Here is a 15,192-nt window from a genome sequence, read left to right as displayed (position 1 = left end):
GGCTTAGTTGACCTGGGCCGGCGTGATCTGTGCTTCGATCGTCTTCGGCGCATCTGCGCTGTCGGAGGAGATCGCGATACGGCGCGGTTTCATGGCTTCCGGAATATTGCGGACGAGATCGATGTGAAGCAGGCCATTCTTCAGGGAAGCGGTCTGGACTTCGACATGATCGGCCATCTGGAAGCGGCGTTCGAAAGCGCGCGTGGCAATGCCGCGATACAGGAACTCGCCTTCAGACGACTTCTCATCTGCAGCCTTCTCGGCTTTCACCGTCAGCGTATTGGCACGGGATTCTATGCTTAGTTCCGTTTCATCGAAACCGGCAACCGCCATGGTTATACGATAGGCGTTTTCACCCGTCCGCTCGATGTTATAGGGCGGATAGGACTGGGCCTGTTCGGGTTGACCGAGGCCGTCGAGCATCGAAAAAAGACGATCGAAACCGACGGTGGAGCGATAGAGGGGGGAAAAATCGACGTGACGCATGGTGTCCTCCTTATGAAGCGACTGTTTGCGGTTGATCCGGCGTCCCGTTCTGGCGACGGCCGGACATATGGCGCGGCCCCGTTCTGGCTGCCGCATGAATGAGATGGGAATGGCTTGGCGCTCCGTCAAGGGGGCGCTTTAAAGCGGAAAGGGCGACAATAAGATGAACCATCGCTGAACATCCGGTTCCAGCATCGTTCAGTTTGAGAGCCATAAATATCCGTCATCGGAGACATGCTCCGTGGCAGAAGCAATAACGTCCCTTCTTCTTCTGCCCTATTCGCCGGAACCGCGACTGCTTTAACCGACGGTTCCGGCAATTTTTTCTTTGACCTTCCGCCGCCGCCGACCTATCCCGAAAAGGCAGAGAAGCCGGAAAAGACCGATGATCGAAGCCACATTGCGCGAGAGCGAAGACAACCCGGTTCCCGGCAACCATACCGCCGGTTATTTCACCGGCCACGGCGGCAAACAGCTTCGATACGCGATCTTCCGCGCCAGCCGACACATTGCGCGCGGAACTGTGGTTCTGCTGCATGGTCGCAACGAATGTATCGAGAAATATTTCGAGACCGTCAGCGATCTGACGGCCATGGGATTCTGGGTCGCGACCTTCGATACGCGTGGGCAGGGCGGTTCCGAACGGCTGCTGAAGAAGCCAGGCGCCGGGCATGTACGACGTTTTTCCGACTACAAGCGCGATATAAGTTTGTTTCTCGAACAGGTGGTGCTGCCGGATACCCGGCTGCCATTCTTCATGATCGCGCATTCAACCGGCGCACTTGCAGCACTGGCCGCAGCACCCGGCCTGTCGAACAGGATCGACCGTCTGGCGCTTTGTTCGCCCTTTATCGAGCTGGACAGCCAGCAATCCGTTCCTTCGTCCGTCATCCGGCTGGTCGCGACCGCTTTAAGCCTGTTGGGTCTTGGAAAGCTTCAGCTCGGCAGGGATCAGCGCGAACGGGATTTCGATGGCAACCCGCTGACCTCTGACGCCAGACGTTTTGCCAGAAATCTTGCGCTGCATCGGCAATTTCCGGAACTCTTCATCGGCGCACCGACAGCGCGATGGGTTTATGAAGCGCTGAAAACAATGGGTCGGGTGACCCGTCAGGACCATCTGACGGACATAACCATTCCCACCCTCATTCTTGCGCCGATGCTGGATACGATCACGCCCTATAAGGCGCAGGAGGAACTCTCGCGCAACTTCCGCGCGGCGCAGCTTCTTCCCATAACCGGCGCGCGCCATGAATTGCTGCATGAGCGCGACGTTTTCCGCAAACAGGCGCTGGCGGCCATCGACGCCTTTTTCGCGCCGGAATGACGCGGCGATGACGGGGATGGCGCGGTTTGCGCCATCCCCGTCAGTCGTATCATCTACAGTTTTGAAAGAATGGCGAGCGCCTGTTCGTGCACGGCTTTGGAACCGGCTGCCAGAATGCGGCCGCCATTTTCCGGACGCCCCCCATCCCAGGTGGTGATGATGCCACCTGCCTGTTCGATCACCGGAATGAGCGCGCCGACATCATAGGGCTTTAGGCCCGATTCGATCACCAGATCGACATGGCCGGCGGCAAGCAGGCAATAGGCGTAACAATCCACGCCGTAACGGAAAAGGCGAACCTGATCCTGCACCTTGTCGTAAAGGGGCTTTTCTTCCGTCGTGAAGATATGGGGTGTCGTGGTGAACAGCACAGCATCCGACAGCGAAGCGCATTCGCGCGTGCGGATCTTGCGTTCACCATCCGGCCCGAAATACCATGCGGCCTCGCCGTCGGCGAAATAACGCTCTTTCGTGAAGGGCTGGTCCATGATGCCCATCGAAGCGCGGCCGGCCGACTGGAAGCCGATCAGCGTGCCCCAGACCGGCACGCCGGAAATGAAGGCGCGTGTGCCGTCAATCGGATCGATAACCCAGATATGTTCGCGATCGAGGCCGACATTGCCGTGTTCTTCACCAAGAATGCCGTGTTGCGGGAAACGTGCCTCGATGAGGGCGCGAATGGCGCTTTCTGCTGCCTGATCGCCTTCCGTCACCGGGTCATAGCCGCCGTCCTCCTTGTTGGTGACGGCAATGCCTGTGCGGAAGCGGGGAAGCGTTTCAGCGCTGGCGGCTTCGGCAAGTTTGAAGAAGAAATCCCGGTCGGGCAGCATGCGAAACCTCATTGCCTGAATTATTGGGCCTGAACTGTATGGCGAAATGCATAGACCGGAATTGCACCCGCCGTCCACACGTACGGATGCAAGCAAGGCCGATTCCAAATTTTCAGCATAAGCCTAAAAAAAGTGCATAAAATAAAATGATTGACAATTGTGCATATAGTGCGTAGCGTGACCCTGCAGTCTTTGACTGTAAATACCCTCCTTGGGTGTTTCCTCCCTAGACTTGACCGCGCCAAGGCGCGGTTTTTTTTGCCCGGCGCGTGGCCAGGCGGTCTGGAAGGGGGATCTGAAATATCCTGGAATTTGATGTGTTATTCGGCGGCGAGCGAGGTTTCGATCGCGTATTCCGAAACGAAAGCGCCGAGCTGGCGCATGAAGATTTCAAGCGATGCCTGAATGGCTGGAAAATCTGCTTTCTTCGAAAGCGTTTTTTCATCGACGTACAGCGCCCGATTGACCTCGATCTGGAGCGCGTGAAGAGAGCGGATCGGTCGCCCGTAATGTTCCGTGATGAAGCCGCCGGCATAGGGCTTGTTGCAGACCGCAACGAAACCCAGTTCTTCAAGAAAATGCAGAGCGGCGCGGGAGACCTCCTGGGAAGCACTGGTGCCGTAGCGATCGCCTATAATGACATCCGGCCGCAGGTTCGAGCCGGCAACGCGGATATTGCCCGGCATCGAATGGCAATCGATCAGTACCGCCATGCCGAAATTGGCGTGGGTGCGTGACAGCAGCCGGCGCAGGCAGGCGTGGTAGGGTTTGTAAATCGTCTCGATGCGTGACAGCGCCTCGTCCACCGGCAGGCGGTGGGCATAGATGTCCATATTCTCGGCGACGATACGGGGTACCGTTCCCAGGCCGCCGGCAACCCGCATGGAGCCGATATTGGCATAGGGAGGTAGAGTGCCTTCGAACATGCGCGGATCAAGCTCGTAGGGCTCGCGATTGACGTCGAGATACGCGCGGGGAAAATTGGCTTTCAGCAGCGGCGCACCGATGTCGGGCGCAGCGGCGAACAGCTCGTCAACGAAATGATCTTCCGAGCGCCGGATCTCGTGCGAATCAAGCCGTGCCGATTCCAGAAAGGAGATGGGGTAACAGCGACCGCTATGGGGTGAATTATAGACGAATGGCAGGGTTTGAACGGCAGGTTCCGTTACTTCGAACAGCTCGTATTCACCCGTTATCCAGTCCATTCAGTGCCATTTACCATGTCGTAAACTATCAGGATGTTCATGTTGCCAGTTACGGTGCGGCAAGTCCATACTATCGACCATGCAGCGCTATACCGATTCTTGTGTTCACATGATATTTACCGTGAAAATCCTATAATCGGGCTAGGGTATCTCAAACATTGAGCAGTTACGGTCACTTATGATGAATCAGAAAATTCTTCTCGCTGAAGATGATAACGACATGCGCCGCTTTCTCGTCAAGGCGCTGGAAAAAGCCGGTTACAAGGTTTCTTCCTTCGACAATGGCGCAAGCGCTTACGACCGGCTTCGCGAAGAGCCTTTCTCGCTGTTGCTGACAGATATCGTCATGCCCGAAATGGATGGCATCGAGTTGGCCCGGCGCGCGACTGAACTCGACCCCGACCTGAAAGTCATGTTCATCACCGGCTTTGCGGCCGTCGCGCTGAACGCCGATTCGAAGGCTCCAAAGGATGCCAAGGTGCTTTCCAAGCCGTTCCATCTTCGCGATCTGGTGGATGAGGTCAACAAACTCCTTGTGGCGTAAGGGGTCTCAAAAAACCTTCACAAAACCGAAAAAAAGCAGTTGACGCATGAACCGGTTTTGTGGTCTATCCGCCGCCACGGAGGGCGTGTAGCTCAGCGGGAGAGCACTACGTTGACATCGTAGGGGTCACAGGTTCAATCCCTGTCACGCCCACCATCCGAATTCTTAAATATCAAGGCCTTGCGAGAAATCGCAGGGCCTTTTTGCATAGTGGCCTCAGTGTCAATCGAACCTGTCCCCTATGGAGTATGCGTCAACGGTCCCATCACAGGAACACGCTGCGACACCGTCATAAATACCACTCCAACTAGGGCAAAGAGGATCGGCAGGAGGACTTAGCGGCCTTCCATGCGGCATGGACATGGAGGGGGGCGTGATGAACCGAAGCGTTTGCGTGCTGCCCGCCATTTGGCGTCCTGAGTGCATCGCGCCTTGCCATCCCTTGGTCTTAAGACATCCGACTGCCGCCAGCTGATTGGTATAGGCAAGCAGATTGACTGCCTATTCGATCCGCGGAGTTCGCTCGAGCGACGGGCTATCCTGTAGGCAGCGTCCAAACTATCCATGCGCTCCGCAATAAATTTCACTCAAAAAAATAAAATTCAAACCGGATTGACGCTTGCCCGGTTTCCCGATATCTCAAACGTCATGCAATAAATTACACGACTTAAAATTTATTGCGGGTTGGTCATTGTCCTTGGGAGGGGAATATGTTGGCTTTTCTGAAATCGACCGTTGCCGCGGGTGTCTTAGCCGTGGCGATTTCCGCAGGCGCCGGCTCTCAGGCCGCTGCTGCGGGCAAATTCGCCTGTGAACCGGGCGAGACCTATGTGATGAACGTCATGGTTTCGAGCCACCCCTACTGGGTGCCGGTCTTTGAAGGTTTCAAGCAGGCCGCGAAGGCCTTGGGCTGCGAGGCCGTTTTCACCGGCACGCCCGAATACGACATCACCAAGCAGATCGCGTCCTTCGAGCAGGAACTGGTGAAGAAGCCGAAGGGTATATTGCTGCATCCGATGCAGGCCGATCCCTTTATCGAACCGATCAACAAAGCGATCGACTCCGGTGTCTCGGTGACGACTTTTGCGGCGGATTCGCCGAAGTCGAAACGCACCGCCTATATCACCTCGGACAATGTTGCCGAGGCGAAATTTGCGGCTGACGAGATCGTCAAGAAGCTGGGCAAGAAGGGCGAATATGCCGTTCTCGAAAATCCGGGCCAAAGCAACCATGATCTGCGCGTCACCGCACTGATCGATTACATGGGGCGCACCTATCCAGAAATGAAGCTCGTCGGCCGCCAGGCGACCAACCAGGATGCAAACGTCGCCTATCAGGCGGTGGGTGCCCTGTTGCAGGCCAACCCCAATCTCGGCGCATTGTGGATTCCTGAAGCCGGCTCGGCTGAAGGCGCAACGACCGCTGTTCTCGAGGCCAAGAAGAAGGTCCTGATCCTGCATGCGGATATTACCCCGGCGACGCTGGAGCACATCAAGCAGGGCAACATCTACATGTCCATCAATCCCAATCAGGGCGTTCAGGGCTTCATGGGTTTCATGAACACCTTTCTGGGTGCCCATTCGGATCTGATCGACCCCTTCAACGACTACAAGGTATCGGGCTTCAACCCGATGCAGGTTCCTTCGATGGACAATGGTTTCGCCGTGATTACCAAGGCGAACGCCGCTTCCTTTGATCTCAATGACTATATGAAGGGGCGCTGACGCGCCGCCCTGAAACCGGCGAGGTTTACGCCTCGCCGGCAAAGGGGAGCCACGTTCGGGAGGGGCGTTATGGGCGAGGTCATCCTCAACATGACGAATATTCACAAGGCGTTCGGGCCCGTGCGGGCGTTACGCAGTGCTGCCTTTGAGCTGCGGCGGGGAGAAATCCATGCGCTCGCGGGTGAAAACGGCGCCGGTAAATCGACGCTGATGCATATTATCGATGGCATTTTGCAGCCCGATGGCGGCGAAATCCTGCTGGACGGCAAACCGGTCAAAATATCCTCGCCCAATGCGGCGAACCGGCTCGGTATCGGTTTCGTGCATCAGGAGATTGCGCTTTGCCCGGAAATTTCGGTTGCCGAAAACATGTTCATGTCGGAGACCGGCCAAAGCAAATCCTGGTTCATGAATTATCGCGATCTTGGCAAGCGGGCGGCAACCATCCTCAAGGAAATCGGCGATATCGATCCCGCCAGCCGCGCCGGTGATCTGTCGATTTCGCAACAGCAGATCGTCGAGATTGCCAAGGCGCTGACGCTGGACTGCCGTATCCTGATCCTTGATGAGCCGACGGCGGCTTTGACCGAAACCGAGGCCCAGACCCTTTTCCGGATCATGCACCGGCTGGCGGAACGCGGAATTGCGATCATCTATATCTCGCACCGGATGGCGGAGATTTTTGAGCATTGCGACCGCATCACGGTGATGCGCGACGGTTGCCACATCAGGACGGAGAATATCTCCGAGATTTCTCCGGAGGAAGTCGTCAACAGCATGGTGGGACGGGTGCTCGACAAGCTCTACCCACCGAAACTTGCAGAAGAAGAGAAATCGAGTGACGTCATTCTCTCTGTTCGGGGACTGAACGAGGGAAAGCGCGTTTTCGATGTCGATTTCGATCTGCGCCGGGGCGAAATCCTCGGGCTCGCCGGCCTGATCGGCGCAGGTCGAAGCGAAATTGTCCGTGCGGTCTGCCGGCTGGAGGGAAAACCAAAAGGCGAGGTTACGTTGCGCGGCCGGCCGTTGAGGCTCAAGGACTATCGCGACAGCATTCGGGAGGGGCTGGTCTATCTGTCAGAAGACCGCAAGGGCGACGGGCTGTTTCTCAACATGTCCATTGCCGCGAATGTCTCGGCGCTCGATGTCGGCAGGATATCAAACGGCATGGGCTTTATCGAACGGCGCAAGGAAATTAAGCGCGCCGACGAGTTGGGACGCCGGCTGAAATTGCGGGCAAACAGCGTCGGTGACGCTGTCTCCACCTTGAGCGGCGGCAACCAGCAGAAGGTGGCACTGGCAAAGATGCTGTCGGTGGAGCCACAGGTCGTCTTTCTCGACGAGCCGACACGCGGGGTGGATGTGGGCGCAAAGGCCGAAATCCACCGCCAGATCCGGGAATTGGCACGCGAGGGTGTGGGCGTGATCGTCATATCCTCTGAATTGCCGGAACTCATCGGTGTCAGCGACCGCGTACTGGTCGTGCGCGAGGGGCGCATTGCCGGCGAGGTTGAGGGTGAGGACATGACGGAAGAAAAGATCATGCAGCTTGCATCGATCAATATTGCAGAGAGCCCGACAGGGGCCTGAGGGAGCGGGAAAATGGCAACATCGGAAACACCTTCGGGCATTGCAGAAGTGGCGGTTCGCCGCACAGGCTGGTGGGAACCGGCGCTCAAGGCACGGGAGACCGGACTTATCGTCATCATCCTCGCCCTTTTCGCGGTGATGTCTTTCATATCCCCGTATTTCCTGACGGTCGACAATCTGCGGGCCATGGCGATGGTTTTCGCCATCGAAAGCATCGTCGTGGTCGGCATGACGATCCTGTTAATCTCGGGCGGCATTGATCTATCCGTCGGTTCCGTCACGGCGCTTGCGATGGTTGCGGCTGGCTGGCTATTCCTCAACGGTGTCGATCCCTGGATCGCGGCCGGGCTGGCAATCTGCCTCACCACGTTGGTCGGCATGGCCATGGGATTTCTGACAACGGTCATCGGCCTGCATCACTTCATCGTATCGCTCGGCGTCATGGTGATTGCGCGCGGCGTCTGCCTGCTCGCAACGGGGGGCCGGCCGCTCGGTCTCTACTCGCTGCCTCCGGAATTCAAATTCATCGGCCAGGGCGCGCTTGGCGGCATTCCGCTGGTGCTGATCATATTCGCGGTGGTGGTCGTCTGCTTCGATCTCTTGCTGCGGCGCACGACGGCATTCCGTAAGGTGTTCTATACCGGCAGCAATCCGAAAGCGGCGGCTTATTCCGGCATCCGCGTCGGCCGGGTGGTGTTTGCCACCACCACGCTTTGTTCGATGCTGTGCGGTTTCGCAGGCGTGATCTACATGGCCCGCTTCGGGTCAGCACAGCCGAGCTTCGGAGTCGGCATGGAACTTAACGTGATTGCAGCCGCGGTCATCGGCGGCGCCAGCCTTTCGGGCGGCTCTGGCACCATTCTCGGCGCAATCCTCGGGGCGATCCTTCTGTCGGTCGTTTCCAGTTCACTTGCCTTGCTCAATGTGTCTGTCTACTGGCAGGACATCATCAGGGGAAGCATATTGCTGACGGCGGTCCTGTTCGACCACTATCTTGTCAAGCGTCGCCGCTGAGCGCCTGTGGTAATTGGAGATATACGATCATGCTGGATACCAAGGACGATTTCGATCAACAGAGGCAGATGTACTCCGTCCTGGTGCTGCATTTCATCGAGGGCGTGAAGCAGTCGGAAATTGCCGAGCGGCTCAATCTTTCCCACACCAAGGTGAACCGTATGATAGCGGCGGGCCGCAAGGCAGGCATGGTAAAGATCACTATCGCCAGTCCCTATCAGAGGCTGGTGGACCTCGAAAACGAGATCACACGCCGCTTCGGCCTCAGACAGTCGGTGGTGACACCAACGGTGTCCGACAATCCGGAAACCGCGCTGCAGATGGTCGGACGCGTGGCCGCCAACCACTTGCTGGAGACTATCCGCGACGGCGACGTGATTGCGATTACCGGCGGCAAGGCGGTGAGTGCCGTCGTCGATAATCTGGAGGCCGAGCGCCGTTTCGATGTGCGGGTAGTGCCGCTGACCGGCGGTGTCCAGGGCAAGCACTATACGGATGTCAATCATCTGGCCACGCAACTGGCGGAAAAGCTCGGCGGCAGCGCGTCGCTCATTCATGCGCCGCTATTTGCCGAGGATGAGGAACAGCGTGATCTCCTGATGAATGTCGCTTCGATCCGCGAAGTGTTCGACTTAGCGCGACAGGCGCAGGTGGCGCTGGTTGGCATCGGTTCCGTGGAGGCGCCCGGTTCCGGTTATTACGATCTGCTGCCGGATGTGGCCCGTGGCGGGCAGGCGCTGGTGGATGCGGGCATTGCCGGGGAATTCCTTGCCCATCTCACCATGGCGGATGGGCAACTGGCGCGGATCGATCTCAACTCGCGCGTGGTGGCGCTGGACCCCGGGCAGCTTGCCCGGTGCCCGAACATCATCGGCGTGGCGGCCGGGGCCATCAAGGCCGGACCGGTGGCAGCCACGCTTGCCGGCCGCTATCTGACCTCGCTCGTCGTGGACGAGGCGATCGCCGGCTATTTACTGGATCAGGAAGAGGGGGAAACTTCGTGACGGACAATTCAATATTGACCCGGACGATTGGCCGCAGCGGTATCAGCGCATCAGCCGTGGGGCTGGGCACCTGGGCCATCGGCGGCTGGATGTGGGGCGGCACCGATGAGCGGCAATCCATCGCCGCTATCCAGGCCTCCATCGATGCGGGCATTTCCCTGATAGATACCGCGCCGGCCTATGGCATGGGGCTTGCGGAAACCATCGTCGGCAAGGCGATTGCCGGCCGGCGCGACAAGGTGGTGTTGGTCACCAAATGCGGGCTGGTCTGGCATGTGAACGAGGGCGCCTATTTCTTCCACCAGGATGGCAAGCCCGTTCACCGTTATCTCGGCGCCGCTTCGATCCGGCATGAGGTCGAAGAGAGCCTGAAGCGGCTCGGAACCGACTATATCGACCACTATGTCACCCACTGGCAGGATGCGACGACGCCGATTGCCGAGACGGTGGAAACGCTTGTGCGCCTGAAGGACGAAGGCAAGATCCGTTCGATCGGCGCGAGCAACGTCTCGCCGGAGGATTTGGTAGCCTATATCGCCACCGGCGCGCTGGATGCCATCCAGGAAGAATATTCAATGGTGCGGCGGGACATCGAGACGACACTTCTGCCGCTTTGCCGCACGAGTGCTGTTTCGGTCCTGAGCTACTCGTCGCTGGCGCTCGGTCTTCTGTCCGGCAAGGTCGGACCCGAACGGGTTTTTGCAGGGGATGATCAGCGCAAGGGCAATCCGCGTTTCAGCCAGGCAAACCGCGAGAAGATCGCGCGGCTGACGCGGCGTCTGGAGCCGGTCGCCAAAGCGCATGGGGCGTCGATTGCGCAGGTCGTGATTGCCTGGACGATTGCCCAGCCCGGCATAACATTCTCGCTGTGCGGCGCGCGCGATCCGGCTCAGGCGGTTGAAAACGCTGCTGCGGCCCGCCTGCGCCTTGCGGAAAATGAACTGGCTCTCATCAGCGCCGGCGTTGCCGAGCATCTCGTGGGGCTCGATGCGTAAATCATGTAGCTGAGACGGTGCTTCAGGCGAATATCGCATAATTTTCGCCACCCTTCTCTCTCGTCGCTTTAAACGTTTAACAACATTGGGACGCTGGTTGTTAGCCAGCGAACGGTATTCCTATGCCCAGTTTTCGCGAGGACGCTCTACGCCGCATCCGGCAAGACGGTGATTTCGACGCCGTCGTCATCGGTGGCGGTATCAATGGTATCGCCGCCTATCGCGATCTCGCTTTACAGGGACTGCGGGTGCTTCTGGTAGAGCGCAACGACTTCTCGTCCGGTTGCAGTGCCGCACCCTCGCGCATGATCCACGGTGGCCTGCGGTATCTCGAAAACGGTGAATTCGGCCTTGTGGCGGAATCGCTGCGGGAGCGTGATGCGCTTCTGACGCTGGCACCGCATATGGTTCATCCGCTGCCGACGACGATCCCGATCTTTTCAACCTTCAGCGGCTTGTTCAACGCGGCTGCGACCTTTGTGGGTTCCGGCGGAAAACCTGCCAGCCGAGGGGCACTGGCGATCAAGGCTGGCCTCATGCTCTATGACTTCGTCACCCGCAAAAATCGCATCCTTCCCCGACACACCTTCCGCAACGCACGCAAGACGTTGCAACGCTGGCCGGGCCTGACTCCAGGCATCAGATATTCGGCCACCTATTACGATGCGTGGATCAGCCAGCCCGAACGGCTTGCGCTGGAGCTTCTGATCGACACCCGGGCCGATGCGCCGCAAAGCATTGTGCTGAACTATGCCGAGTTTGTCCGTGCTGGCGGCGACTATCGTCTTAAGGTGGAGGGCACGGACGAAACCTTGCCCGTCCGGCCACGCATTATCGTCAATGCGACGGGCGCCTGGATCGATGAGACGATTGGAGCGCTAACGACCACACAGGCTGCGGGGAGGGCGAAACCGACCGTTTCCGGCACCAAGGGATCGCATCTGATCCTCGCCAACGAGGCGCTCTTTAAGGCCTTGAACGGCCATATGATTTTTTTCGAGAATGCCGACAACCGTGTCTGTATCCTCTTTCCCTATCTTGGCCGGGTTCTCGCTGGTTCGACGGATATCAAGGTGGATCGTCCCGAACGGGTGCGATGCGAACCGGAAGAGCGTGATTATATTCTCGATGCGGTCCGTCAGGTCTTTCCGCATATTTCCATCGACCATTCCGACATCGTCTACAGTTTCAGCGGCATACGCCCGCTGCCGCGCAGCGACGCCGCTTTTACCGGAAGAATATCCCGCAGCCATTTCATCCACCGCGTGGAGGGCGATCCGCCGCAGCTCTGCATGATCGGCGGCAAGTGGACGACGTTCAGAGCCTTTGGCGAACAGGTGACCGACGAGGCTCTGGCCTTTCTCGGACGCAAGCGGCTGACTGGCACAATGAACCGCCCGATCGGCGGCGGCAGGAACTTCCCCAGCGGTGCCGGGCGCCTGCCGGCCCTGCTGTCGGAGGAATTTTCGATCGACCGGGACCGGGCCGAGTATCTGGCATCGGCCTACGGTTCACGTGCCTTCGAGTTGATGGGTTTTTGTCGGGGCCGTACGGATGACAGTCCGCTTTGCGAAAAACCGCCGATCACGGCGGCAGAGGTGGTCTGGCTGATCCGCTGCGAACATGTCCGCCATCTGACGGATCTCATCCTGCGCCGCACGACGCTTGCCATTACCGGCGTCATCGATGCCGATCTGATCGATGCGATCCTTGGCGTCGCAGCGCGCGAGCTGGGATGGGCGCCACAGCAGGCGGCGGACGAACGGCAGCGGCTCGTTGATGAACTGGAGACCTTTTACGGGGTCACGACGGCAATGCTTAAACACAGATGCAAGGAGAATGCATGATGATGCGGATTTCGAAAAAGGCGCGCATGAACCGGCTGTTCCGCAATGGTGGATGCTTGGACGTTGCCATTGATCACGGGGTTTGCAACGAGCCGAGCTTCCTCGTCGGGCTGGAGGATATGGCTCAAACTGTCGACAGGCTGGTGGAAGCAGGTCCCGATGCCATCCAGATGACCTACGGACAGGCGGACCTATTGCAGCAAAGGCCGCAGCGCGACAAGCCGGCGCTCGTCATGCGCATCGACATGGGCAACCCCTATAATTCAACGCGCCACAGAACCATGTGGTCGCAGCTCCAGAACTATCACGATCCGATCATCGGCGCGCTGGAGATGGACGCCGCCTGCGTCGTCGTGAACCTGTTCATGTTGCCGGACGAGCCGGAACTGTTTCGCCAATGCGTCGAGAATATCAGCCGCGTGCGCGCCGATTGCCATCGTTACGGCATGCCGCTGATGATCGAACCGCTGGTGATGTTGCCCAATGATGTGCGCGGCGGTTACCAGGTGGATGGCGATGCTGAAAAGATCGTCACCCTGGTGCGTCTTGCCTCGGAAATGGGAGCCGATATCATCAAGGCCGATCCCACCAGCAATCCGCTGGATTTTCACAAGGTCATCGAGGCAGCGCGGTGCCCGGTTCTGGTGCGGGGCGGGGGGCGTGAGGACTTGCGCAACGTGCTGGCGAAATCAGCGGCACTGGTGGCCGAAGGTGCGAACGGGATGGTCTATGGACGGAATATCTACCAGCATGACAACCCCAAGGCCGTCGTTGCCGCCTTGATGGCTATCATCCATCAGGGTGCGGGCAGCGAAGAAGCATGGGACATCTATAATCGTGGCTGATAAAAATCATATATTGGGTCTGGATGTCGGCAACACGGTGATCAAGGCGGTGCTGTTCGACACGGCCGGCCGGCAGGTCGCGCAACACGCCATCGACGGCCATTCGACATTTCCGCAGCCCGGTTACGTCGAGCGCGATCTGGAGGAGTTGTGGCGCAACGGATGCGAGGCGATCCGCCAGCTCCTGGCAAAATCGTCCGTCGATCCCCTGAGCATCCTTGCCGTCGGTTGCGCCGGCCACGGCAACGGTCTCTACCTGCTGGACAAGGATCAGCAGCCCCTGATCGGTATCCAGTCGCTTGACAGCCGAGCCGCCGATGTGGCGGTAGAGCTTGACCGGAAAAGCGGCGTGCAACTACAGAACCGTTGTCTGCAACGGCCTTGGCCCGCGCAAACGCCCAGCCTGCTGGCCTGGGTGAAAAGGCATGCGCCCGATACATATGCCCAGATCGGAACGGTGCTGTTCTGCAAGGATTTCCTGAACTTCCGCCTGACCGGTTGTCTTGCCAATGATATTTCCGATCTCAGTGGTGCGGGGTTGCTTGCCTTCTCCGAAGCGAAGCTCGACCGGGAACTCCTGTCGCTCTACGGGCTTGAGGATGCCGTCGCCTTTTTTCCGCGCCTCGTAGAATCGGCGGATATCGTCGGCCATGTGACAGCTGAGGCTTCGGCTCTGACGGGGCTTTCCGAGGGCACACCTGTTATCGGCGGTTTTTTCGATGTCGTCTCCAGCGCCATGGGGTCGGGCGTCATCAACGCCGGGGAGGCTTCTATCATCGCCGGCACCTGGAGCATTAATCAGGTTTTCGCGGATAAACCGGTCATCAGCCCCGATGTCTTCATGGTCACGACCTTTGGACGTGGCCGCTATGTCAATATCGAGTCCAGCGCCACCTCTGCGGCCAATCTTGAATGGTACGTGCACCGTGTTCGCGGTGACCATGGTGACCATGCCTTCGAGCGCTGCAACGATCTGGTCGGTTCCGTTTCGCAACGCGCCGACGATCCGTTCTTCCACCCGTTCATCTTCGGCTCGCGACTGGGCGCGGAATTTCGGGGCGGGTTTTATGGTCTGGCGGGATGGCATGGCGAAGGCCACATGCTGAGAGCCCTGTTCGAGGGTGTGTGTTTCGAACACCGCCGCCATATCGGCGTTCTCAGGGAAGCGGGGCTGCCGATCGACAGTGCCGTCATGTCCGGCGGCGGTTCCCGCAGCCAGCATTGGCCGCAGATCATGGCGGACGTTCTTGAAATCCCGCTGCGTGTCGCGGAGGCCCGCGAGACCGGCGCGCTTGGTGCGGCCATCGGCGCGGCCGTGGCGGTCGGTCTCTATCCCGGCTATGAAGCGGCGGTCGCAGCGATGACCCGCGTGCCCAGTGCCTACCGGCCGGATGCGGGGCAACTCCCGCATTATCGGCGGCGCTACGGCCTCTACACACAATTGACCGACCAGTTGCGCGGCTTCTGGAGTGATCTGCGTTTGCAGGACTAAAGGCTCCCGGTTTTCCTGATCAGCGGCACGCAATGATGCGTGCCGCTGAGCTTGCTCGTAGCTTGCAATATATGCTGGCGTTTCGGAAGGTTCGGATATCGCGTAATATTTTGTATGTACTGTAATATTACGGTTTTATAATTTATTTCTGTTTTCTTAATTGCGCTAAAAATATGAATTAAAGTAATTTTTAAGCATAGTTTTCTAATATTATCCTCCGGTCTGGTTGTTGACATTTTGGGCTTGCGCGCAGTGACCTCAGCCGTCGCGGCCGGGATTTTTTGTGAGG

The 15,192-nt window shown here is 58.5% G+C and carries 13 protein-coding genes and 1 tRNA gene; 11 read left to right on the top strand and 3 right to left on the bottom strand.

From position 1 onward, the window contains the following. Positions 1-3 precede the first annotated feature (3 nt). Positions 4-486, bottom strand: coding sequence for a heat shock protein HspL (hspL, locus tag AB4Z23_RS07490; RefSeq protein ID WP_019564988.1), 483 nt, complete (start codon positions 484-486; stop codon positions 4-6). Positions 487-871: 385 nt separating this feature from the next. On the opposite strand from hspL, the gene AB4Z23_RS07485 reads away from it, so the two are divergent. After that, entirely contained in the window at positions 872-1,813 is a 942-nt protein-coding gene (locus tag AB4Z23_RS07485) for an alpha/beta fold hydrolase (RefSeq protein WP_112154887.1), read from the top strand. A 53-nt stretch (positions 1,814-1,866) separates the two neighbouring features. On the opposite strand, the gene hisN is transcribed toward AB4Z23_RS07485, so the two are convergent. Next, on the bottom strand, positions 1,867-2,643 hold the full coding sequence (gene hisN / locus AB4Z23_RS07480; RefSeq protein WP_013761929.1) for a histidinol-phosphatase: 777 nt from the start codon (positions 2,641-2,643) through the stop codon (positions 1,867-1,869). 320 nt (positions 2,644-2,963) lie between these two features. Beyond that, positions 2,964-3,848: an N-formylglutamate amidohydrolase gene (locus AB4Z23_RS07475; protein ID WP_003511568.1), complete on the bottom strand. Its 885-nt coding sequence runs from the start codon at positions 3,846-3,848 to the stop codon at positions 2,964-2,966. A gap of 181 nt (positions 3,849-4,029) precedes the next feature. Here AB4Z23_RS07475 and cpdR point away from each other — a divergent pair, with 181 nt between their 5' ends. The 10 genes from cpdR to AB4Z23_RS07425 all read left to right on the top strand — a co-directional run bounded on the left by cpdR (position 4,030) and on the right by AB4Z23_RS07425 (position 14,903). Beyond that, entirely contained in the window at positions 4,030-4,392 is a 363-nt protein-coding gene (gene cpdR, locus AB4Z23_RS07470; protein ID WP_003497910.1) for a cell cycle two-component system response regulator CpdR, read from the top strand. Between the two features lie 81 nt (positions 4,393-4,473). Next, positions 4,474-4,548: transfer RNA gene (locus AB4Z23_RS07465), tRNA-Val, on the top strand. 554 nt (positions 4,549-5,102) lie between these two features. After that, positions 5,103-6,116 carry a substrate-binding domain-containing protein gene (locus tag AB4Z23_RS07460; RefSeq protein WP_003511565.1) on the top strand — a complete coding sequence of 338 codons (1,014 nt, stop codon included), beginning with the start codon at positions 5,103-5,105 and terminating at the stop codon, positions 6,114-6,116. A 69-nt stretch (positions 6,117-6,185) separates the two neighbouring features. Beyond that, positions 6,186-7,706: a sugar ABC transporter ATP-binding protein gene (locus AB4Z23_RS07455; protein WP_112154888.1), complete on the top strand. Its 1,521-nt coding sequence runs from the start codon at positions 6,186-6,188 to the stop codon at positions 7,704-7,706. A 12-nt stretch (positions 7,707-7,718) separates the two neighbouring features. Continuing rightward, positions 7,719-8,720, top strand: a complete 1,002-nt coding sequence (locus tag AB4Z23_RS07450; RefSeq protein WP_112154889.1) for an ABC transporter permease — start codon at positions 7,719-7,721, stop codon at positions 8,718-8,720. A gap of 29 nt (positions 8,721-8,749) precedes the next feature. Next, on the top strand, positions 8,750-9,724 hold the full coding sequence (locus AB4Z23_RS07445; RefSeq protein WP_019564982.1) for a sugar-binding transcriptional regulator: 975 nt from the start codon (positions 8,750-8,752) through the stop codon (positions 9,722-9,724). After that, positions 9,721-10,719 carry an aldo/keto reductase gene (locus tag AB4Z23_RS07440; RefSeq protein ID WP_111803343.1) on the top strand — a complete coding sequence of 333 codons (999 nt, stop codon included), beginning with the start codon at positions 9,721-9,723 and terminating at the stop codon, positions 10,717-10,719. Before AB4Z23_RS07445 ends, AB4Z23_RS07440 begins: the two co-directional genes overlap by 4 nt. 122 nt (positions 10,720-10,841) lie before the next feature. Then, a complete protein-coding gene (locus tag AB4Z23_RS07435) occupies positions 10,842-12,566 on the top strand; it encodes an FAD-dependent oxidoreductase (protein WP_441360039.1) in 1,725 nt (574 codons plus the stop codon). A gap of 2 nt (positions 12,567-12,568) precedes the next feature. Next, entirely contained in the window at positions 12,569-13,411 is an 843-nt protein-coding gene (locus tag AB4Z23_RS07430) for a class I fructose-bisphosphate aldolase (RefSeq protein WP_111795568.1), read from the top strand. Beyond that, positions 13,404-14,903, top strand: a complete 1,500-nt coding sequence (locus AB4Z23_RS07425; RefSeq protein ID WP_441360038.1) for an FGGY-family carbohydrate kinase — start codon at positions 13,404-13,406, stop codon at positions 14,901-14,903. Before AB4Z23_RS07430 ends, AB4Z23_RS07425 begins: the two co-directional genes overlap by 8 nt. Positions 14,904-15,192 lie beyond the last annotated feature (289 nt).

Source organism: Agrobacterium sp. MCAB5 (genome assembly GCF_052114365.1).
Lineage (GTDB): Bacteria > Pseudomonadota > Alphaproteobacteria > Rhizobiales > Rhizobiaceae > Agrobacterium > Agrobacterium tumefaciens.
Note: the sequence above shows the minus strand (reverse complement) of the source record. Positions and strands in the feature narration are given on the sequence as shown.